Origin of the sequence: Flavobacterium sp. GSA192 (genome assembly GCF_006386525.1) — a bacterium.
GTDB classification, from domain to species: Bacteria; Bacteroidota; Bacteroidia; order Flavobacteriales; family Flavobacteriaceae; genus Flavobacterium; species Flavobacterium commune.
This window is the reverse complement of the sequence record NZ_VAHC01000006.1, coordinates 246,100-268,457: the sequence shown is the minus strand read 5'-3', so window position 1 is coordinate 268,457 and position 22,358 is coordinate 246,100. Positions and strand designations below refer to the sequence as shown.

The window sequence follows — 22,358 nt, the reverse complement described above, 5'->3', positions numbered from 1 at the left end:
GGAACTGCAAAAGTAGTAAAACAATTTTGGATGAAATATAGAAAAAAGAATTAGCTTCCTATCTTATTCTTTTTTTTAAAATTCCTCAACAACTTTTTTGTTTTCTAACCACGCTATCATGTTTATAACAAGGTAGTTCCAGTTTTGAAAGCCTTTATTCAAAATTGGTTCTCCTGATTCCGGTTCGTAATATTCATGTAAGGCTCCATTTTTTTGAAAATCATTTCCAAACAGACGAATTGTTTTTTTAGCTAATTCTGTTGCTTCTTTAGTATAGCCATATTTAACTAATCCTTTAAAAACCATATAGTTTGAAATTCCCCAAATGGGACCTCTCCAATTAGAAGGATTAGCGCTGGATCTTAAACTGTACATTTTTTCCATTTTAGAAAGAGTTCTTACACCGGCAGGAGCGTTGAAAGTTTTTGTATTCAAATAGTGTTCTTTAACAATACGATCGGCTTGTTCCGGAGTAGCAATACCTGACCAAAGTGCTAAAAAGCCACTCCAAACACCAATGCGCTGAATTAAACCATCATAATCCCTTGGATAACCACTATGAATGATAAAAGAACGTCCTAAAGTTTTATCTTCAACATTTGCAACCGGACGCAAGTTTAAATCTACGCTGTAAAAAAATCCATCTCTTTCGTCCCAACAATTATTTTGAAGAGCAGTTTTTAAATTTTCAGCATCCAAAGCGAATTCTTTAGCTACATTTGAAAGGTTTAATAGATTGGCCAGATAAACCATCGATTGAAGTTCTTTGTACATTAAACAGTTAAGGTATATAGAGGCCGAGCTTTTATTTGGTCGAAAAAAAGTGCTTGGATCATTATCGACTCCAATGGCTACATCGTTTTGCCAATAATAAAGACCTGTTGCTTTATTTTGATGGTGTGATTTATAATTATTGACAAATGCCTGAAGGTGATAGAATTTTTCCTTAATCCATGCAGCATTGCCGTTGTTGTTTTGGGTTATAAATGCAGCATGTTGCGCCAAAACAGGTTTGTGCATATTGACATCATAGATGTTTTCCGGTTTGATATCACGTGGTTTTGAATCTTCCCAAATAACTATTGGCAAATAACCGTCCCAATCTCCATAATGCAAAAAATTAAGGACACAGCCTTGTTCGTATTTTAAAGCTTCTTGTTTGTCTTTTTCACTTCCAATATCCATTAGGATTTGTCGAAGTGCAATGTTACTTAACCAGGAATCCCAATCCCACAATACATTATCATATTGATTGCTCCCGGGTGTTAGAAATGGATAAACTAATGAACCGCCACCTTTTCGGTACATGCCTTTGTAATCTTTATAGATATTCGATTTAATTGTCGAAATATAAGATGTAATAGAATCTTTTTGCTGGGCATTTGCATAAAAAAAGCTCATTAATACTAGCAATACTATATAATTTGTTTTCTTTTTCATGATACTATTTTTAAGAAGGGTTTTGTTATTCAATTCCGCATTTTTCTTGTAACCATTGGATTGATTTGTCATCTGTTTCAGCAAATCTCCAATGCGCCGAAATAGGAGTAATTACAATTTCTTTAGGTGCTTTTATAGAATTAAACGCCGAAAGAGTAGAAGTAGGAGAGCAGGTATTGTCATTATATCCGGTAGAATAAAAACCGGGAATACTAATTTTTCGGGCAAAATTTACCACATCATAATATTCCATTGTTTTTATTTTTTCAGGGGTATTGTTTTGGTATTTATCACTAAACATAAAAGGCCATCCGGCCGATCTGTTGTTTAAATAACCTGTATTATCGCTTAAAGCAGGATAAAATGAAGCAATATAAGTCACTCTTTTGTCAATTCCGGCAGCCACAATAGTTAATGCACCACCCTGACTTCCACCGGTAACTACTATATTTTTTTGATCAAATTCTGGAAGACTGGTTAAAAAATCAATAGCGCGAACACCATCTAAATACACTTTTTTATAATAATAATTGTTTTTGTCATCTAAATGAATAGCCCAATAATCTTTTAGTTTTGCTCTTGTGGATTCAAAATCAGCATCGTTAATTTCAGGGGAAACACCATGAATTTCGGTTGTGAAACTGATAAAACCTTTTTCGGCATAAGTAGTTACAGGAACTATTTTTTTTACTCCCGCACCCGGTGGATTGAATAAAACGGGATGTTTTTTATCGTCTTTAGGTTTACTCAAATACCCATAAAAGTATTGACCTAATTTATAGTTTTGTAAGCGAACCAAATAAACATCGACATTTGCAGTAGATAATTCCGGTTTGTGATTAACTACAGCATCCATCGGGATTTTGCTGTTTTCGGCTTTTGCCTTTTCCCAAAAAGCATCAAAATCCTTTGGTAAATTGACTGTGGGTTTGATTTCAAAAGGAGCAAAACCCACATTAATTTCATTTTTATACACATAACCATCAATTTTTGTCTGTACTCTTAATTGACGAAAACCGGGAATATTCATTGTTCCAATGTTGATTTCGCCAACACCATTTGCTAATGCAAGTATTCCTTTTTTTTCCGGATTTAATTTTTCCGGACCGTATTGGTATTCGATTTCTACATTCTCAACTGGCGAACCATACTTAAGTACGCTAACTTTTATTGTAGCTTCTTCATTGAGTTTGTAATTCCAATCGGGATAATCGGCGGTTAGCATAATTTGAACCAGTTTTATCGGAGCCGGAGTGTTTTGAGCGTTAGTTTTAGCGGTCAAAAGCAAAAGAAATAATGAAAAATAGGAGAGTAGTTTCATAATTTATTAAATGGTTTTAAAAAAGCAAAGGGCATAATGATTTAAATTATACCCTTTGGTGATTTGAATAGCTATGTTACAGTAATTATTTAATTACTTTATTATTAACAACTACGTTTTTAAGTTTTAAACCTTTAATGATACTTTTATCTATGTCATCATTTTTAGCTTCTACTTTTAAATTTTCAAAAGTAAAGTTGGTTAACTTATCATATTCTGTAATTTTCATATCGTAAAAAACATCACATTTGATGTCTATATTTCTCATGATAATATTATCACAATACGATAGCGGAACATCTTTTCTTCCTTTTAAATCAAAAAACTGAGTCCAGGGTTTTACATAAATCATACTTTTAGCATAACCAGTAATGTTTTCAACAGTAATGTACTCGTATCTTTGAGGTGTGTCTGGACGCATTTTAAGCCACAAAAGACGTATTGCATTATTAACAGTACAGTTGCGCACTAAGATGTTTTTGTTATGAATAGCTTCACTACCGCTTGTTAATGCCCCGTGACAGAATCCGAAGTCACAGTTTTCAATAATAATATTTTCGTTTCCTCCATTGCTGGCATCTTTGTCAGCCCATGGACCTTTTCCGCCTTTTAATGCAATAGCATCATCATTTACAGCCATATAGCAACCTTTAATTAACATGTTTTTGCAAATGTCAATATCGATAGCATCTGTACTTGGCGCTTTTACAGGTGCATGAGGAGAAGTGATGCGTACATCAAGCACTTTTACATTATTGCACTGATAGTAGTGGCTGGTCCAGAATCCGGAGTTACGCAATTTTACGTCCTGTACCTGAACATTGTCGCACTTCCAGATAAATACTAAACGGGGTCTGGAAACCTCAAGATTGGTGCAGTTCGGATTTTCTTTTCTTCTTTGCCAAAAAGCTTCCCAGTATTTCAAACCATTTCCATCAATAGCCCCTTTACCAGTAATAGTAAAACCATTGTTACCATAAGCATTAACTAAGGCAGGAAAATATTCAATACTTTGTCCTTCTATTCTGGAAGGCATTATAGGGTAATCAATAATATTATCAGAACCTTTTAAAATAGCTCCTTCTGAAACATGTAAATGGGTGTTAGGATGAAAAAACAAAGCCCCGCTCATGAAAGTTCCTTTTGGGATTACTACAACTCCACCACCGTTACGATACGCTTCATCAATTGTTTTTTGGATGGCTTTAGTTTGTACAATTGTACTGTCGTTTAGGGTGCCATAATCGGTTACGGTATAAAATTTACCTAAATCACTGGGGTTTATTTTTGTAGCATCTAAAAACCAGTCGGACATTTTAGTTCCGTCAGGGAAAACATTTTTGTTGTTTTTTTGCGAAAATGTTTGTGGTACAATTGCCAATAAGGCAATAATCAATAAACAGATTTTTTTCATTTTTTTTGATAAAGGTTAATAAAGCTTGCTGTTCACAAAAAGAATGCCTTTTTACTATTTAGTTTATTAAAGACTTTAAATTTTTGGAAGAAACGAAGATATGAAAATTATAAGCTAATCTTCATCCTGCATGGCAGGCAGGATACTATAGCTAGAAAATGATTGAATACAAATTGCACCAATTTTATCAGCCTATGACAGATTGGTGAAATTAAAACGAATTGTGTTTTGTGTAAATTGGTGTAATTCGTGTTAGGGAATAAATTAATCTAGCTTATTTTTTTCTTCGAAAAACGGATTAAAGCATAAATGACCGATAAAATTCCAATTGCAATCAGTGTTCCAATGATCTCATTTTGAGCCAAATTGGATAAAAAATAAAGAATAATAACGATGGAAAGAATTGGAACTGTTAATCCGCCCGGAATTGTAAATTCGTCTGCTTTTGTTTCTCGGGAATAGCGCAATTTTATTACCGAAAACACCACTCCTAAATAAACTATTAATACTGAACTGCTTGCAATTACTACTAAACTTTCAAAACTTCCGGTTACTGCAATTAAAAATCCAAGTAAAGCATAAACAATAATGGATAGATAGGGAGTTGCAAATGATGGATGGATTTTGGCTAAGGCATTTATTGGAATTACTTTGTCACGAGCCAGTGCGTACAATGTTCTGGGATTGTTTAATATATCACCGCTTAAAAATCCGAACATCGATATCCCAGCTCCAACAGTTAGAATCACAAAACCGATTGGTCCAAAAATCACGTTGGCGGTTGCGGCAAGTGGAGTAGCGGTAAATTGTGGTAATTGGTTTCCTAGAACTCCCTGAGCCACGGTTTGGATTAGCATATAGAGTACTACGATTGCCGAAATACTAATAAAAATTGCTTTGGGAATAGTACGTTTAGGATTAATAACTTCTCCCGAAACCACAATTCCGGATTCGCAACCCTGAAATGCAAAAAATAAAACCAGAGAAGTTTTGCCCAGTTGCTGAATATCGGGAAAACTTTCGATAGTGAGATTGTTGACAGCAACCGCTTCCCATCCAAAAATAACGAGTAATAATAACGGAATTAACTTAGCAACGGTGTTAATTTTTACCAAACCAATACCTTGTTTTACACCAATAACATTAATAGATGCCAGACCCAAAAAAACAGTAGTTAAGCATAGTATTCGCATCCATTCTTCCTGAAAAACAGGATGCGTCGAACTCAATACATTTACCAAAGCGTTAGAAACGGCAGCATCAGCAAGAAGCGTACCGCCAACGGTAAAAATTCCCGCCAGGAAACCGGCATAAGGACCAAAAGCAGTTTCGATATAGGAGTAAACTCCGCCTGTTTGGGTTACCTTACTGGCTGCTTCGGCAAAACAGAGCATGATAAGTGCCATTAAAATTCCGCAAAAAACATAAGCAATAATGCTTGAAGCTCCCATGGATGCTGCAACAATGGCAGGAAGAGCAAAAATTCCGGCACCAATGATTACATTCATAATATTAGCTGATAAACCGATTACGCCTATGGTTCGTTTGAACTCTTCTTCTTTATGGGTCATTTTTTTGGAATTACAAATAATTGGTTAAAAAAACGAAGTTATGCAAAAAAGATTTTGATTCACTAAAGAAATGCGTTTGGATTATAAATTCAACATTTTACAATAGGATTTTATCTTTTATAACTGTTTTAGCTGACTTTATAGTTTTAAAATAATTTGTATTTTGGTTTAAAACCATAAAAAGCATTACAAAAACCTAACAAAATATCTCATTTTTTAAACTTTAAACAAAACAGAATTCCCTATTTTTGCTCTTCGAGAATTTAAAAAATAATAAAAAACAATATACTATGAATTCATTTGACGTAGTCGTTATAGGTTCTGGACCTGGAGGATATGTATCAGCGATTCGTTGTGCGCAACTAGGCTTCAAAACAGCTATTATCGAAAAATATTCCACATTGGGAGGAACTTGTCTTAATGTAGGATGTATTCCTTCAAAAGCCTTGTTGTCTTCTTCTCACCATTATGCTGAAATTGCTCATTTTGCTGATCACGGAATCGAGGTTTCCGGAGAAGTAAAAGTTAATTTAGAGAAAATGATTGCCCGTAAAAAAGCAGTTGTAGATCAAACTTCCGGTGGAATCAACTACCTGATGGATAAAAATAATATTACTGTTTTTAATGGTTTAGGTTCTTTTGTTGATGCAACTCATGTGGCTGTTGCAAAAGCTGACGGAACTTCTGAAACTATTGAAGCTAAACATACAATTATTGCTACTGGTTCTAAACCATCTTCTTTACCATTTATTAAAATTGATAAAGAAAGAATCATCACTTCTACTGAGGCTTTAAGTTTAACTGAAGTGCCTAAACACCTTGTAATTATTGGTGGTGGGGTTATTGGTATCGAATTAGGTCAGGTGTATTTACGTTTAGGAGCTCAGGTTTCTGTAGTGGAATTCATGGACAGAATTATTCCGGGAATGGACGGTGCTTTGTCTAAAGAGTTGACAAAAGTATTGAAAAAACAAGGAATGAAATTCTATACTTCTCACAAAGTACAATCAGTTGAAAGAGCTGGTGATGTAGTTACTGTGAAAGCAGAAAATGCAAAAGGTGAAGTAATTACTTTAGAAGGAGATTATTCATTAGTGTCTGTGGGTCGTCGTCCTTACACAGATGGATTGAACGCTGAAGCTGCTGGAGTTAAAATCTCTGAAAGAGGTCAGGTTGAAGTAAACGATCATTTACAAACTTCTGCTTCTAATATTTATGCTATTGGTGATGTAGTACGTGGTGCAATGTTAGCTCATAAAGCAGAAGAAGAAGGAACGATGGTTGCTGAAATATTAGCGGGTCAAAAACCACATATCGATTATAACTTAATTCCGGGAGTGGTTTATACTTGGCCGGAAGTTGCAGCTGTTGGACAAACAGAAGAGCAATTAAAAGCGGCTGGAGTAGCTTATAAATCAGGAAGTTTCCCATTTAAAGCATTAGGACGTGCAAGAGCAAGTGCTGATTTAGATGGTTTTGTAAAAATCCTTGCTGATGCTAAAACAGATGAAGTTCTTGGAGTTCACATGATTGGTGCCAGAACTGCTGATTTAATCGCAGAAGCTGTAGTTGCAATGGAATACAAAGCTTCTGCTGAAGATATTTCAAGAATGTCACACGCTCACCCTACATTTGCGGAAGCGGTAAAAGAAGCAGCATTAGCAGCAACTGAAAACAGAGCGATACACGTTTAGTGTAAACTCTTTTAATATTAACAAATAGGCTGTCCGAAAAGGCAGCCTATTTTTTTTGTCTGGTTCTTAAATAAATTGATTTAAACTTCTTTTTATATCATTTAAGGCAAATCCTGTTTCGAGGATTTGTTAGTCTTCATTAAACTAAATAAAATGATTATCTGATTAGATAGAAATACTAAATTTTACAGACTGGTTATTTTATCATTAAGCTTCTTAGAAATGTCTTTTTTTAAAGAAAAATTAAGAAACATTAACTTCTCAAATGGCTATATTTGGCGTCAAAATATTTATAAATCTATATTTTTTTGAGAGACTAAAAAGAAAAGTTTGATTCTTTAAATTTATGAAATCTATTAAGTTTATCTATATCATTATTTTGTCACTGCTCACTTTTTGTGGTGGTGTAGAATTGTATAAATATTCTTCTGAATCCAATAATTGCCTAACAAAAGATATTTTTTTAGATTCGGATGTTTCTCAGGTTGAATCATCTTCAGTATCGATGTCTTGTGACATAAAGATGCATTTTATTCTTAAAAAGAAGGCAAAAACACGTGTTGAAGATTCAAAAACACGTGTCTTAAAAAATATTTATTACACAAATTTTGTTGGACTTAAGTTTTTAAAGGAAAACATCATTTTTAGTGCTGCAAGTCTCTATCAAATTCAGCAACACATCCATCTTCATTTATATCAATTGTTCTAGTTTTAAAATAACTTCTTTGTTTTTATAATGCACCGATGTTTTTCGGTTGCAATATCTTTGTATATCACTAAGATAATTTCTTTTATAAAAATATTCAATTTATTCGTTGCTTCCTGAAAATGGAGTAAACGCAATTTTTCATTTTATCCTTTTAACTTATTTGTAAACTCCCTGTATTCTATACATTCGGGAGCTATCTGTCTATATAAATTATAATAAATTAATTATGAGCAATTTTAAAAAATCATTTTTTCTGTCTATTTTATCATTATTCGTTTTAGTCTCGTGTGGAGATAAAAACAAAACAAAAATCAATAGTATAAAAACGGTACCAGTATATAAAGTTACATTAAAAGATACCATTGTCTCCAACCGATTTGTTGCCGATGTACATGCCAAAAATAATGTCGAAATTCATGTTCGAATTCCGGGATTGTTGGAAAAAGTATATGTAAGTGAAGGACAAAAAGTAAAAAAAGGCCAACTGTTATTTAAAATAAGTGATGTAGAACTTCAAATACAATTGCTAAAAGCACAAGCTGTTTACAAAAGTGCTATGGCCGATTTAAGAATAGCCACTGTTGAGCGAGAACAAGCTCAAACTCTTTTTAATAAAAAAGTAATTGCCAATAACGAATTAGAATTGGCTAAAGCAAAATATGAAGCGGCGGCTGCCAAAGTTGCTCACGCTGCTGCCGAGAAAAAAGCGATTGATCAACAAATAGGTTTTACGACAATTCGTGCGCCATTTGACGGCACAGTAGATCGTATTCCGTTTAAAGAAGGAAGTTTAGTCGAAAATGGTTCGCTTTTAACAACGGTTTCTCAACTGGATGATGTATATGCCTATTTCTCAATTCCTGAGAACACCTATTTCCAAATGATAACAAACAAGAGCCTGAATGCGAAAGGTGATATCGAATTAGTTTTACCAAATGGTGTTGTTTACAATCAAAAAGGAGAACTTAGAACTGCCGATGGAGATATAGACAGACAAACAGGTTCTATTCAATACAAAGCTAAATTTCACAACCCACAAGGTTTTATCAAACACGGAACTTCTGGAAAACTAATAATTTCAGAGCCAAAAAATAATGCAATTGTCATTCCCCAAAAAGCTGTTTTTTCTATTCAGGACAAACAATTTGTATTTCTGGTGGATAAAGAAGGCATTGTAAAAATGACTAACATCACTATCGGAAGTACTCTTGATGATGTATATATATTGAATAAAGGTTTGAAAAATAATGATTTAATTGTTCAGGAAGGTATTCAGTCCTTACGCGACGGCGACAAAATCAATATTAAAGAAACGAAAGTTGCAAACCTGTAATTCAATTATACATTCTTAAAAGAAAAGAAAATGATAGAAATGTTTATCAAAAGAAAGATATTATCATTAATCATCTCGGTTATGATAGTACTTTTAGGATTGTTGGCGTTGTTCCAGCTTCCCATAACACAATTCCCCGATATTGTACCACCGTCTGTAACTGTTACAGCAAAATATACAGGAGCCAACGCAGAGGTTTCTGCTAATGCTGTTGCTCTCCCGTTAGAAAGAGCCATCAATGGAGTTCCTGGAATGACATATATGTCAACGGTTACTTCAAATGATGGTTTGACGTTAATTCAGGTTTTCTTCGAAGTAGGAACTGATCCTGATTTAGCTGCGGTAAACGTTCAAAACAGAGTTACTACGATACTTGACGAACTTCCCGAAGAGGTAATTCGTGCCGGAGTTACGACCGAAAAAGAGGTCAACAGTATGTTGATGTATTTGAATATAACAAGTACAGATAAAACTCAGGACGAACAGTTTATTTTCAATTTTACCGATATTAATATTCTTCAGGAATTAAAACGTATTGATGGTGTTGGACGTGCCGAAATTATGGGGCAAAAAGAATATTCGATGCGTGTCTGGCTGGATCCGCAAAAGATGCTTTCATATAATATTTCGGCAAATGAAGTCATTAGTTCACTTCAAAAACAAAATATTTCTGCTGCGCCGGGAAAAGTAGGTGAAGGTTCAGGACAATTAGATAGTCAATTGCAATATGTTATTAAATATGGCGGAAAATTTTTTGAACCAAGTCAATATGAAGAAATTCCGTTAAGAGCTAATACTGATGGAACTATTTTAAGATTGAAAGATATTTCGAAAATTGAATTTGGTGCCATGAGTTACGGAATGGTTTCTAAAACTGATGGAAAACCTTCGGCATCCATCATGCTGAAACAACGTCCGGGCTCGAATGCATCTGAAGTAATTGCCAGCGTTAAAGAAAAAATGGCGGAATTAAAAGGAACTTCTTTCCCACCGGGAATGGACTATAATATTGCTTATGATGTTTCCCGTTTTTTAGATGCTTCGATAGATGAGGTTTTAAGAACTTTAATTGAAGCTTTTATTCTGGTAGCTTTTGTAGTTTTTCTTTTCTTGCAAGACTGGCGTTCTACCTTAATTCCGGTATTAGCAGTTCCTGTGGCGCTTATAGGTTCGTTTACTTTTATGTCGATGATGGGATTCTCAATCAACTTATTGACGCTTTTTGCATTGGTACTTTCGATAGGAATTGTGGTAGATAACGCAATTGTTGTTGTCGAAGCCGTCCATGTAAAAATCTCCGAAGAACACATGGAACCACTGCCTGCGACCATTAGTGCAATGAAAGAAATTACCGGAGCTGTTATTGCGATTACGATTGTGATGGCTGCGGTGTTTATTCCTGTGGCTTTCCTGAGTGGTCCTGTTGGGGTTTTCTACAGGCAATTTTCATTGACCATGGCAATAAGTATTGTGATTTCAGGTGTTAATGCGTTGACGCTTACACCAGCTTTGTGTGCTATTATGCTAAAAGCACATGATCCAAATAAAGAGAAAAAATCAATGTTGGATCGTTTCTTTCACCGCTTTAATAATTGGTTTGATAAGATTACTTCCAAATACATCAAAGTATTGATGAAGTTTGCTGATCGAACCTCGATTACTCTTGGTTTGTTAGTTCTTTTTTGCTTGTTAACCTGGGGAACAAGTAAATTTTTACCGTCAGGATTTATTCCTTCAGAAGATCAGGGAATGGTTTATGTGAGTGTAACAACGCCACAAGGTGCAACGGTAGAACGTACCGAAAAAGCATTAGACGAAGTTACCAGAATTGCCAAAGAAATAAAAGGTGTTGATAACGTAACAACCCTTGCCGGATATAGTATTGTAACTGAAATTGCAGGTGCTTCGTATGGAATGGGAATGATTAACCTAAAAGACTGGAAAGAACGCAATATTTCAGTTACTGATTTCATTGCGCAATTGACCGAGAAGACAAAAGGAATTTCCGATGCTCAGATAGAAATTTTTGCTCCGCCAACGGTTCCTGGTTTTGGTAACACCAGTGGTTTTGAACTTCGATTATTAGATAAATCCGGAGGAAGTATAAACAATACTGATGAGGTAACCAAAAACTTCATTAAGGAGCTAAATACCTCGCCTGAAATCCAGAACTCATTCACCAGTTTTGATGCTACTTTCCCTCAGTATTTAATTCATATCGATTATGATTTAGCTGCTAAAAAAGGAATTTCAGTAGATAATGCAATGTCCACTTTACAGACTATGTTGGGATCTTTTTATGCAACCAATTTTATTCGTTTTTCTCAAATGTATAAAGTTATGGTTCAGGCTAGTCCACAGTTTCGTCAAAATCCGGAAAGTATTTTGGATATGTATTTGAAGAATGATGCTGGCGAAATGGTTCCGTTTTCGACTTTTATGAGACTCGAAAGAGTGTATGGTCCAGAGGTTTTAACACGTTATAATATGTACATGTCGGCAATGATCAATGGTGAAGCTGCCGCAGGTTTTAGCTCAGGTGAAGCGATTGCAGCGGTCGAAAAAATCGCTGCTGAAAAACTTCCAAGCCGTTTTGAACTCGAATGGTCAGGAATGACGCGTGAAGAAATCCTGTCTGGAAACCAAACCATATACATTTTTGCGTTGTGTATTTTGTTTGTGTATTTATTATTGGCGGCGCAGTACGAAAGTTTGTTGCTTCCGTTCCCGGTATTATTAAGTCTTCCTGTTGGAGTTTTTGGATCTTATTTGGCACTTTTAGCAGTTGGTTTAGATAATAATATTTACGCTCAGGTGGCACTAGTCATGCTCATTGGTCTGCTCGCCAAAAATGCCATTTTGATTGTCGAATTTGCTATGGCTCAAAATAAATTAGGAAGAGACATTACCGAAGCGGCAATTGAAGGTGCCCGACTTCGTTTTAGACCTATTTTGATGACTTCGTTTGCTTTTATATCCGGATTAATACCGCTTTGTATTGCTTCTGGTGCGGGAGCTGTTGGTAACCGCTCCATTGGAACTGCAGCGGCTGGAGGAATGCTTATAGGAACCATTTTTGGACTTGTGATTATTCCGGGTCTTTATATCCTGTTTGCCAAATTAGAAAAAGCAACGAAAAAATAAATTTAAAATGAAAAACACAATTAATAAATATATTATATTAGGAGGAATAGTGCTGTTTACAGCCTGTTCTGCTCCTAAAGTCAACCAAAATTTAACAGCAAAACAACTGCCTGAAAATTTTGATTTGAAAAGAAAAAAAGCAAGCGATAGTTTGCAAAATTTTATTCCATTAAAAACGGAAACCTATTTTAAAGATCCAAAATTAGAAGCACTGTTAGATAAAGCCATTGCTCAAAATCCGGATTATTTAATTATGCAGGAACGTATTTTAATTGCTAATTCACATTTAAAAGTAGCTAAGCTGGCGCTTTTACCATCTTTAGACATTCAGGCTGATGTTTCCGGAACCCGCTATGGAAAATACACCATGGATGGGGTTGGGAATTTTGATACCAATTTTTCTCAGAATATCTCAGAAAGACAGAGAATTAATACTGATGTAACGCCCAATGTGTTTTTAGGAGGAAAAGTTTCTTGGGAAGCTGATATTTGGGGAAAACTGAGTAATCGCAAAAAGGCAGCTTTGCAGCGATTCTTTGCTTCACAGGAAGGAATGCGATTGTTGCAAACGAGATTGTTAAGCGATATTGCTGATTTGTATTATAAACTGATTGCTTTTGACAAACAAGCAGTGATTTACCAAAAAAACTTAAAGACGCAGAAAAAAGCATTGGATATTATTTCTTCGCAAAGATCGGTTGGTAAAGCTACTGAATTAGCAGTTCAGCAGTTTAATGCCCAAAACAATAATATTTTGGCAGAATCGGAACAGCTTAATTTAAGCATTGATCAAACCGAAAAAGCTTTGTTGAATCTTTTAGGTGAATATGGAGGAAAAATCGACAGGAGTAATGACTTTTTATCAGGTCATTTGGCAGTTTTAAATCAAAAAGTAAGTGCGGATTCTATTATTCATAAAAGACCGGATGTTTCAGAAGCCTATCACGAATTATTGGCTTCAAATGCTGATGCCAAAGCTGCAAGAGCTGCGTTTTTCCCAACTCTAAATCTGGGCGGTTATGCCGGATTGAATTCGTTTTCATTTTCAACCTTTTTTGATAGCGGTTCTTTTGCCTGGCAATTACTCGGCGGATTAACAGCTCCTGTTTTTAACAAAGGACAAATCAAACAAGAGTTTTTTGTTTCGAATAAAAAGCAGCAAATTTCGTTGTTGCAATATCAAAATACGATTACAACAGCATACAATGAATTGAGTGCGTTACTGCATAGAACGGAATCTTTTGTAGATGTTTTAAAATTCAAATCGAATGAAATTAAGCATCTTGAAATAGCTGTAAATGTCTCAAACGATTTGTATTTAAGTGGTTATGCTAATTATCTGGAAATCATCAATGCGCAAAAAAATAAATTACAGGCCGAATTGGATTTTGTTGATATTCAATTAAAAAATGCCGAATCACAAGTGTTATTATACAAAGCTTTAGGTGGCGGAATAAATTAGAAGTTATATTTTTGAATTTAGTTCTTAAAGGAAATCTCATTGTTTAGAGATTTCCTTTTTTTATTCTTAGCGAATTTATTTTTTTGAACTTGAATTTCCAAAAAATAAATTACTGTAGGCACGAAATAAAACAGGTGGTTATGAGTTTTTTTAAAACTTCCAAAAAAGAATTCCAAATTCAGGCTTGCATAGGGAATCATTGTAATGCAGATATTTTTATTATGTTAATACTCTTCAATGTCGGGGATCAAGATTGGTAATATGATTTAATATTCTTATAGATATAAATTAATTATAGTGTAGAAAAATATTTCCTTTTTAATTTATAAATTTGAGCTCTTCTATAAATTATCTTTAAATAAAATCTAAAACCAGATTAATGAAAAAATCAATCATTATTTGGGTGGTGTTTTTTTTGGCCAGTCATTTAAGTTTTGCACAATATTCTAATTTAAAATTCGAAAATTTTGACACCAATAAAGGGCTTTCCAGTAGCACCAGTGTCGAAATATTTCAGGATAGTGAGGGGTTTTTGTGGTTTGGAACTATTGATGGACTGGATAAATACAATGGTTACGAATTTGAGATTTACCGTCCTGTTATAAACGATGTTCATTCCATTAGTAATAATCGTATTAATGCGATTACCGAAGATAGTAAGGGATATTTATGGGTAGGGACAAGTAATGGATTGAATGTTTTTGATAAAAAATCACAAAAGTTTTACCGAATCAATCTATACAAGAAAAAGACCGAAGGATTAAATCTAAGGGAAGAAATAAACAGTCTTTTATTTGATAAAAAGAATAATATTCTATGGGTGGGAACAAAGAATGGATTATTGAAACTGGATTTGGCTTCTGTTAATGCTCCGGATTTCAGTACCTTAAAATATACTCGTTATATAACTAATTCTAAGAATATAAAATCTATAGATAATAATAATGTAACTAATCTTATTCAGGATAAAAAAGGAACGATTTGGATAGGAACAGGAGGAAATAATTTGCATCAATACAATTCCAAGACCGATAGTTTTAATCGAATTAAAATAGTTTTTGAAGCTAATCAATATTTAAATCATTTGCCAAAACAGATTTTGTTGGATAAAGAAGGAAATTTTTGGATAGGAAATGATTTGGCACATCTCTATCTGTTTAATGTTTACAAAAAAACAGTTAAAAAAATCGCTCCTGTTAATCAAAGTATTCCTGTTTTTCATTTGTATCAGGATAAAAAAGGAACGGTATGGGCAGCGACCGATGGAAGCGGAATCTATTTATTAGATAAAAATAAGGGATTGATACAGCATCTTGTACAAAACCAGGACGATCCTTTTTCTTTACCTAATAACCAACCTTCAAAAGTATTGGAAGATAAGGATGGAATTTATTGGATTGCCAGTTATAATAAAGGAATTAATAAACTGGCGTTATCTAAATCTTCATTCGGGCATCACTTTTACAGAGCTAATGGCGGAAAAAGTTTAAGTACAAAAATAGCTCAGTCAGTAATTGAAGACAGTAAGAGAAGAATCTGGATAGGAACTGATGGAGGAGGTTTGAATCTTTTTGATGATAAAAATGGGAGTTTTAAACATTTCAAGGCAATTCCGGGAAATTCTAATTCTTTAAGTTCTAATAAGATTTTGTATCTGTTAGAAGGAGATAATAGTGATTTGTGGGTATGTACCTGGGATAGAGGATTGAATCGATTTAATACTAATTCATCTCAAACGAAAAGATATGAAAACGACCCGAGAAATCCTTTTTCTATTGGGCAAAATACGGTTTGGTGTGCTGCTAAAGACAGTCAAAAACGCTTATGGTTAGGAACATCAACAGCAGGCTTGAATTTATTTGATGTTGAAACCGAAAAGTTTTACCAGTTTAAAAATAATGTCAATAATCCAAAGAGCCTGATCAGTAATTTTGTTTTCTCTCTTTTTGTAGATTCTAAAAACCGATTGTGGGTGGGGACATCGCTCGGACTTTGTTATGTGAAATTAAATTCGTTAAGTTCGAAGATTCCAAAAAGCATCAATTTCGAGGAAATAAAGATTAAAAATATTCAAGGAAATCGTATCAATCATATTACCGAAGATTACAAAGGAAATATCTGGATAGGGAGTGATATGGGATTGTATCAGTTAGATATTAATCTACAACTCAAACAGGCTTATTCTTCTAAAAACGGACTTCCTAATAACTTAGTGGTTGGACTACAGGAAGACAACAACAAGAATATTTGGATTAGTACCAAAAGTGGTTTGTCATTATTGAATCCGAAAACACAGAATATCAAGAATTTTAATGTTCATGACGGATTACAGGGATTAGAATTTCAGAGTAAATCGATAGCAAAAACCTATGACGGGAGAATCATTGTAGGTGGAATTAACGGATTCAATATTTTTTATCCAAATGACATTTCGTTGAATTCAGATAGAGTGAAGCCAATTATCACCGAACTTAAAATTTTTAATAAGCGAATCAATGCAGGCGATGCTTTAAATGACCGCATACTTTTTGATGAGTCAGTGTCAAATCTTAAAGAAATTGAGTTAAAGCATAATGAAGGTTATATTTCATTTGGTTTTGTGGCTTTAAATTATCAAAATCCGGAGCGTGTTAAGTATGCTTATAAGATGGATGGTTTGGATAAGGAATATATTAGTGTAGATAATAACAGAGTCGCTAATTATGCTAATCTGGCTCCGGGTAACTATACTTTTGAAGTCATGGCTTCAATAGACGGACAATGGAAAAATGCCGAGAAAACAAGTATTTTGGTTCGGGTGCTACCTCCTTTTTGGAAAACATGGTGGGCTTATGTTTTGTATGTTATTATTTTGGGCGTTTTAATATGGTTTGGACTCGATTATTATACCAATAAGATAAACGAAGAGAAGGAACATGAATTAGACCAAATGAAACTTCGTTTCTTTATTAATGTTTCTCACGAATTCAGAACTCCACTTACTTTAATTTTAAATCCTGTCGAGAAAATTTTGTCTCATTTTAACGATGCTGAGGAAGTAAAAAAATCGGCTGTAATTATTCAAAAAAGCAGTAAGCGATTATTATATTTGGTAGATCAGCTTTTGGATTTAAGAAAAATGGATTTGGGTAAATCTCATTTAGAAATTACCAATTTAGATATTGTTAAATTATGTAAGGATACGTTCTTTTTGTTTGAAGATTTGGCTAAAAGTAAGAATATTAGCTTTGTATTTGATTCTAAACTAAAGGAATATTATGGAAAGTTTGATCCGGATAAAATAGAAAAAATGCTGGCAAATCTATTGTCTAATGCTATAAAATTTACCGATAATGAGGGGGTGGTCACGCTTTCGTTGTCGGAGGTTACTGTTGATAGAAAGCGTTATAAATGGTTGTTTTTTAGTCCAATTATTACCGAGAAAATGATTCAGATAAAAATTACCGATACGGGTATTGGTTTTAAAAAGAAACAGTTAAAAGAGGTGTTTCAACGTTTTTTTCATGCTGATTCTTCTAAAACAGGAACAGGTATTGGGTTAAATTATACCAAAAGTTTGGTCGAATTGCATAAAGGAGCTATTACGGTTGAAAGCAAGTACAAACAAGGAACTACTTTCAATATAGTGATTCCGGCAGATTTAAAAATAGATATTAAACAGCAAAAAAATGCAGTATTGAATGTACAGGGCAAGGAAATGAATGCGTTACAATCGACTGAATATGAAATTGCTATTGCCGATGAAAATACGAATCCGGTTAAGGCTACCGTAGAGAATGAAAAAGCCAGTAAGCCGGTAGTTCTTTTAGTTGAAGATAATAAGGTACTTCGCAATCATCTTAAAACGGAATTAAGCGATTTGTATCAGGTAAAAGAAGCGGCTAATGGAGTAGAAGGATTGGAAAAAATCAGAAAATATTTTCCCGATATTATTATAAGCGATGTAATGATGCCAAAGATGGATGGTTTTGAATTGTGTCATCAGGTAAAAACGGATTTCGAAATCAGTCATATTCCAATTTTGTTATTAACAGCCAGAAATTTAGATGAAGATGTAGTACAAGGCTATCAAACGGGGGCTGATGGTTATATTTCAAAACCGTTTAATATGTCGGTTTTGAGAGCCAGAGTAAATAATTTATTAGAAGCCCGAAAACGTTCCAGAGAGCGTTTTGCAGCCATTGGAGGAATTGTTCCTTCATCAGATGTTACAATTAATTCATTGGACGAACAGTTTTTAGACAAGGCAACAAAAATTGTGATTGATAATGTAAGCAATATCGATTTTACGTTGGATGATTTAATAGGTAATATGGGAATGGGAAGATCTCAGTTTTACAGAAAAATCAGTTCCCTGACCGGACAAAATCCAAGTAATTTTATTCGGACTATTCGATTAAAATATGCCTCCGAATTATTATTGACCAATAATTTGTCAATTAAAGAAATAGCATATAATTGTGGTTTTAATTCCACAGCCTATTTTACAAAAACCTTTAAGGAAGTTTTTAAAGTTACCCCTACTCAGTATATTCAGGATCAAAAAGAGAAGACAGAAGAGTAGGGGTGTTTACATAAAATGATAAAAAGAGAGCTCAATTTTTTAATTAAAATTGGGCTTTTTTTATTTCAATTATCATGATTTTGTCTAATTATGGAGCTTCTATGTTCTGAAAATAAGCTAGATTGTAAACTATAAAAAAAACTTAATAAAAGTATAAACGATAGTAAGTGTTTTTGTGTTTTTTGTTTGATTTTCAGTGTGTTAATTTTTGTGTTTGTTAAGGTTTTCGGGGGATTATATTAAAATGGTCTATAAATTATACTCTTTGAACGATGTGTTATAGTCGTGTTGTTCTTTAATATTTAATATTGTATCAGTATTATTTCGTGATGTAATAATAAAACCAATTTAAAATTATGACCATCTAAATTATTAACCTAAAAAACTATTAAATGTGAAATTAAAAAAACACAAATTTTATTATCAATCTATACTTAACATAGAATATAACGAAAACAAAAAAACTAACTAACTAAATTAATTAACAACAAAAACAAATTCATTATGAGAATAAATGTTTTGAATAAAACCGAATTATGGAACAGACTTAGACCTTCTTTGGTGATGTCTTTTCTTGTTTGCGTTTCTTCCCAATCGTTTGCTGCAAATGATGGGGTATTCAACGCTTCAAAAAAAGCTGTACTAAAAGAAGCTGAACAACAAATAACAATAAAAGGAAAAGTAACTTCTGCCGAAGATAATATGGGGCTTCCGGGTGTAAATGTAGTTGTTAAAGGAAGTACACAAGGAGTTATGACTGATATTGATGGAAATTTCTCTATTAGTGTTCCGTCTGATAAATCCATTTTGGTATTCAGTTATCTGGGGTTTCAAAATCAAGAAATTTCGGTAGCTGGAAAAACGGTATTTAATGTAGTAATGATTTCAGATTCTAAATCTTTAGAAGAAGTGGTGGTTGTGGCTTATGGAACTCAAAAGAAACTGACCTCCACGGGTTCTATTGAAACTGTTACTGCTAAATCATTTCAGGATAGAGCTGTTACAAATCCGGCTTTGGCTTTACAAGGACAAACTCCGGGACTTGTAGTGACAAGAAATTCATCCAGACCAGGAAGGGAAGGTCTTAATTTGCAAATAAGAGGAGCTACTTCTATTAATGGTGGTTCTCCACTTATTGTGATTGATGGAAATCCAGCAATCAATAATGAAGCTTTTTATAATATGAATCCTGATGATATACAATCGGTTACTGTATTAAAAGATGCATCAGCTGCGCTTTACGGATCACGAGCATCCAATGGAGTTATTATGGTGACTACTAAGAAAGGGAAATCTGGAAAAATGAAAATAGACGTTTCAACAACTACTAGAATAAATACATTAGGGATTAGACCACAAACTCCTACTATGCAACAATATGCAACAGTATGGCTTGAAGCTGCAGAACAAGATGGTGTAAATGCTAATTACTGGGGGTGGCAGTCTAAAGAAAATTTAGAGTTAATGAAGACGGGCTATGCAGGAATATATCCAACACAATTCTGGGGTAATGTTTACATCTCTAACTCTCCAAGATATGATGAGATGTTTGGTAAATCAGTTTCAACATTTCATACCGGAAGTATTTCAGGTGGTACTGATAAAACAAATTATAGAGTTTCTTATGGATACTCGGAAGATTTGGGTGCACTTCAAACCGCTTATGATGGAAAGCAACAGTATAATGTGCGATTGAATTATGATTATACGGTGAACAGCTGGCTTAAATTAGAAACCAATATGTCTTATTTAAAATATGATCTTTCTTCACCTTCTTCTGGCTTAGATGGTTCGGTATCACAAGATCCACCATTTTTCCCATCGAGAAATCCTTATGGACAATGGTATGCTAACTTTAATATAGCAGGAAATAGAAATCACGTTGCTGCTACAGTTGATGGTGGTAGAGATAATACGACCAGAGATCAAATCATGATGAATTTAGCCGCTACTTTTAAACTATATGATGGTTTAACTTTTCAAACTAAGGTTGCTTATAATAAAGATTTTTTCAATAATCTTAATTACGTTATAACAGTTCCGCAATATAGCTGGTACGGTGATTTAGCTCCTGAATCGGTTAATTCAGTTTCTTCAATAAGACAGGAAAATAAACAAATTACTTATCAAAATTATGGTGGATTTTTAAATTATGAAAAAGAATTCAATGATCATAATTTCTCAGCTCTTTTAGGAATGACTGCTGAAAAAACAGAAGACACCAGATTGTATGGTTATAGATTAGGTTTCATTGATAATGGAGTGTATGATATTAACATGGGATCTATTGAAAATAAGGTTGAAGCAACAGGAGGTAGAGGTCATAAAGGATTGTATTCTTATTTAGCGAGATTTAACTATTCGTATAAAAATAAGTATTTATTGGAGATAAGCGGAAGACGAGATGGTTCTTCACAATTTGGACCAGGGAACAAGTGGAATAATTTCGGAGGAATACAAGCAGGATGGGTTATTAGTGAAGAAAGTTTTCTAAAAAAATTCAAGCCATTAAGTAATTTAAAATTAAGATATACTTATGGAGAAATGGGATCACAGGTAGGAATTCCAACTTATGATTATATTTCTAATATAAGTAATGGTAGTGCTATTTTTGGAACTACAGCAGCGCAACAGGCGGCAAGCTGGGTTAATAGAATTACGTCTAATCAAAATTCATGGGAACGCGTTGTAATGAAAACCTATGGTGCTGATTTTAGTTTCTTTGATAGAAGGTTATTTGGTACTTATGATTTTTTTACTAAAAAGAATGTAGGTATGTTGACCGATATAATTTATCCTGATGTTTTAGGAGGTACTGCGCCCAAAACTAATGCTGGGGAGCTTGAAACTAAGGGATGGGAGTTTACTTTAGGATATAGAGGTGAAATAGGTAAATTAAAATACAGCGTTTCGGCTAATATGGGAGATACTAGAAATATTTTGCTTAAAAAAGAAAATGCAACTGCTATTAATCCCGGAGTTAATGGGAGCGGTGTGGTAGGTCATCCTTTGAATTCAATTTTCTTGTATCAAACAGGCCAACTTTTCCAAACACAGGATGAAGTAGATGCTTATTATGCAGCTACTAATGAAAATGGTGCACTTCCGTCAGGGTTAAATGTTTTACGTCCGGGAGATACTAAGAGAGTAGATTCGAACAATGACGGAATAATTGATGCTAAAGATGTTAAATTTATGGGGGACACCGCAGCACATTATGTATATGGTATTAACCTGAGTGCTAACTATCGTAATTTTGATATTTCAACTTTTTTTCAGGGAGTTTTAGAGCAAAATGTGCTTAGAACCGGTTTCTTATCTTATCCATTCAATACATTGTATGGTAGTCAAACAACTGCTTTTATTGGAAAAACCTGGACACCAACCAATATTGATGCAGCTTATCCAAGAATGACAGCTAATACAACAAGAGCAGCTTGGAACTGGCAAAATAATGATTTTGCTTTGCAAGACAATCAATATATCAGATTGAAATCGTTAATAGTAGGTTATACTTTAAATGATTTAAAAATTGGCAATTTTGGTTTAGATAAGTTTAGAGTTTATTTTTCAGGAAATGATTTGTTTGAATTTTCAAAAGTTAAAGATGGATACGATCCTGAATTTGGAGATAGTTCAAATAATATCTATCCATTTACAAGAACCTTTTCTTTAGGATTAAATGTTTCCTTTTAATTATTAAAAC

The 22,358-nt window shown here is 33.9% G+C and carries 11 protein-coding genes; 7 read left to right on the top strand and 4 right to left on the bottom strand.

The window, feature by feature from the left end; genetic code table 11:
- Positions 1–75 precede the first annotated feature (75 nt).
- From FDM27_RS13675 to FDM27_RS13660, 4 genes are all read right to left on the bottom strand, one after another.
- The gene (locus tag FDM27_RS13675) at positions 76–1,440 is read right to left on the bottom strand and encodes an MGH1-like glycoside hydrolase domain-containing protein (RefSeq protein ID WP_140487296.1); all 1,365 of its coding nucleotides are present in this window, start codon (positions 1,438–1,440) and stop codon (positions 76–78) included.
- 25 nt (positions 1,441–1,465) lie between these two features.
- Positions 1,466–2,761, bottom strand: a complete 1,296-nt coding sequence (locus FDM27_RS13670) for an acetylxylan esterase (protein ID WP_140487294.1) — start codon at positions 2,759–2,761, stop codon at positions 1,466–1,468.
- A gap of 85 nt (positions 2,762–2,846) precedes the next feature.
- Positions 2,847–4,175 (bottom strand): glycoside hydrolase family 28 protein, encoded by a 1,329-nt coding sequence (locus tag FDM27_RS13665; RefSeq protein ID WP_140487291.1) that lies wholly within the window; start codon positions 4,173–4,175, stop codon positions 2,847–2,849.
- A gap of 269 nt (positions 4,176–4,444) precedes the next feature.
- Entirely contained in the window at positions 4,445–5,746 is a 1,302-nt protein-coding gene (locus FDM27_RS13660) for an APC family permease (RefSeq protein WP_140487289.1), read from the bottom strand.
- Positions 5,747–6,036: 290 nt separating this feature from the next.
- Between FDM27_RS13660 and lpdA the strand changes: the two genes are divergently transcribed.
- The 7 genes from lpdA (at position 6,037) to FDM27_RS13625 (ending at position 22,348) form a co-directional block, all read left to right on the top strand.
- Positions 6,037–7,440 carry a dihydrolipoyl dehydrogenase gene (gene lpdA / locus FDM27_RS13655; protein WP_140487287.1) on the top strand — a complete coding sequence of 468 codons (1,404 nt, stop codon included), beginning with the start codon at positions 6,037–6,039 and terminating at the stop codon, positions 7,438–7,440.
- A 346-nt stretch (positions 7,441–7,786) separates the two neighbouring features.
- Positions 7,787–8,149, top strand: coding sequence for a hypothetical protein (locus tag FDM27_RS13650; protein ID WP_071185539.1), 363 nt, complete (start codon positions 7,787–7,789; stop codon positions 8,147–8,149).
- Positions 8,150–8,375: 226 nt separating this feature from the next.
- Positions 8,376–9,482, top strand: a complete 1,107-nt coding sequence (locus FDM27_RS13645; protein WP_071185540.1) for an efflux RND transporter periplasmic adaptor subunit — start codon at positions 8,376–8,378, stop codon at positions 9,480–9,482.
- Positions 9,483–9,512: 30 nt separating this feature from the next.
- Positions 9,513–12,626 carry an efflux RND transporter permease subunit gene (locus tag FDM27_RS13640; protein ID WP_140487285.1) on the top strand — a complete coding sequence of 1,038 codons (3,114 nt, stop codon included), beginning with the start codon at positions 9,513–9,515 and terminating at the stop codon, positions 12,624–12,626.
- 7 nt (positions 12,627–12,633) lie between these two features.
- Positions 12,634–14,088 carry a TolC family protein gene (locus FDM27_RS13635; protein WP_140487283.1) on the top strand — a complete coding sequence of 485 codons (1,455 nt, stop codon included), beginning with the start codon at positions 12,634–12,636 and terminating at the stop codon, positions 14,086–14,088.
- Between the two features lie 379 nt (positions 14,089–14,467).
- Positions 14,468–18,652, top strand: a complete 4,185-nt coding sequence (locus tag FDM27_RS13630; protein WP_140487281.1) for a two-component regulator propeller domain-containing protein — start codon at positions 14,468–14,470, stop codon at positions 18,650–18,652.
- 504 nt (positions 18,653–19,156) lie between these two features.
- The gene (locus FDM27_RS13625; protein ID WP_140487278.1) at positions 19,157–22,348 is read left to right on the top strand and encodes a SusC/RagA family TonB-linked outer membrane protein; all 3,192 of its coding nucleotides are present in this window, start codon (positions 19,157–19,159) and stop codon (positions 22,346–22,348) included.
- The last annotated feature ends 10 nt before the right edge of the window (positions 22,349–22,358 follow it).

Excerpts from the sequence above, each read along its gene's own strand:
- FDM27_RS13630 (WP_140487281.1), top strand. The coding sequence starts at position 14,468 with ATGAAAAAATCAATCATTATTTGGGTGGTGTTTTTTTTGGCCAGTCAT.
- FDM27_RS13650 (WP_071185539.1), top strand. The coding sequence starts at position 7,787 with ATGAAATCTATTAAGTTTATCTATATCATTATTTTGTCACTGCTCACT.
- FDM27_RS13645 (WP_071185540.1), top strand. The coding sequence starts at position 8,376 with ATGAGCAATTTTAAAAAATCATTTTTTCTGTCTATTTTATCATTATTC.
- FDM27_RS13670 (WP_140487294.1), bottom strand. The coding sequence starts at position 2,761 with ATGAAACTACTCTCCTATTTTTCATTATTTCTTTTGCTTTTGACCGCT.
- FDM27_RS13675 (WP_140487296.1), bottom strand. The coding sequence starts at position 1,440 with ATGAAAAAGAAAACAAATTATATAGTATTGCTAGTATTAATGAGCTTT.
- FDM27_RS13665 (WP_140487291.1), bottom strand. The coding sequence starts at position 4,175 with ATGAAAAAAATCTGTTTATTGATTATTGCCTTATTGGCAATTGTACCA.
- FDM27_RS13660 (WP_140487289.1), bottom strand. The coding sequence starts at position 5,746 with ATGACCCATAAAGAAGAAGAGTTCAAACGAACCATAGGCGTAATCGGT.
- FDM27_RS13625 (WP_140487278.1), top strand. The coding sequence starts at position 19,157 with ATGAGAATAAATGTTTTGAATAAAACCGAATTATGGAACAGACTTAGA.
- FDM27_RS13635 (WP_140487283.1), top strand. The coding sequence starts at position 12,634 with ATGAAAAACACAATTAATAAATATATTATATTAGGAGGAATAGTGCTG.
- lpdA (WP_140487287.1), top strand. The coding sequence starts at position 6,037 with ATGAATTCATTTGACGTAGTCGTTATAGGTTCTGGACCTGGAGGATAT.
- FDM27_RS13640 (WP_140487285.1), top strand. The coding sequence starts at position 9,513 with ATGATAGAAATGTTTATCAAAAGAAAGATATTATCATTAATCATCTCG.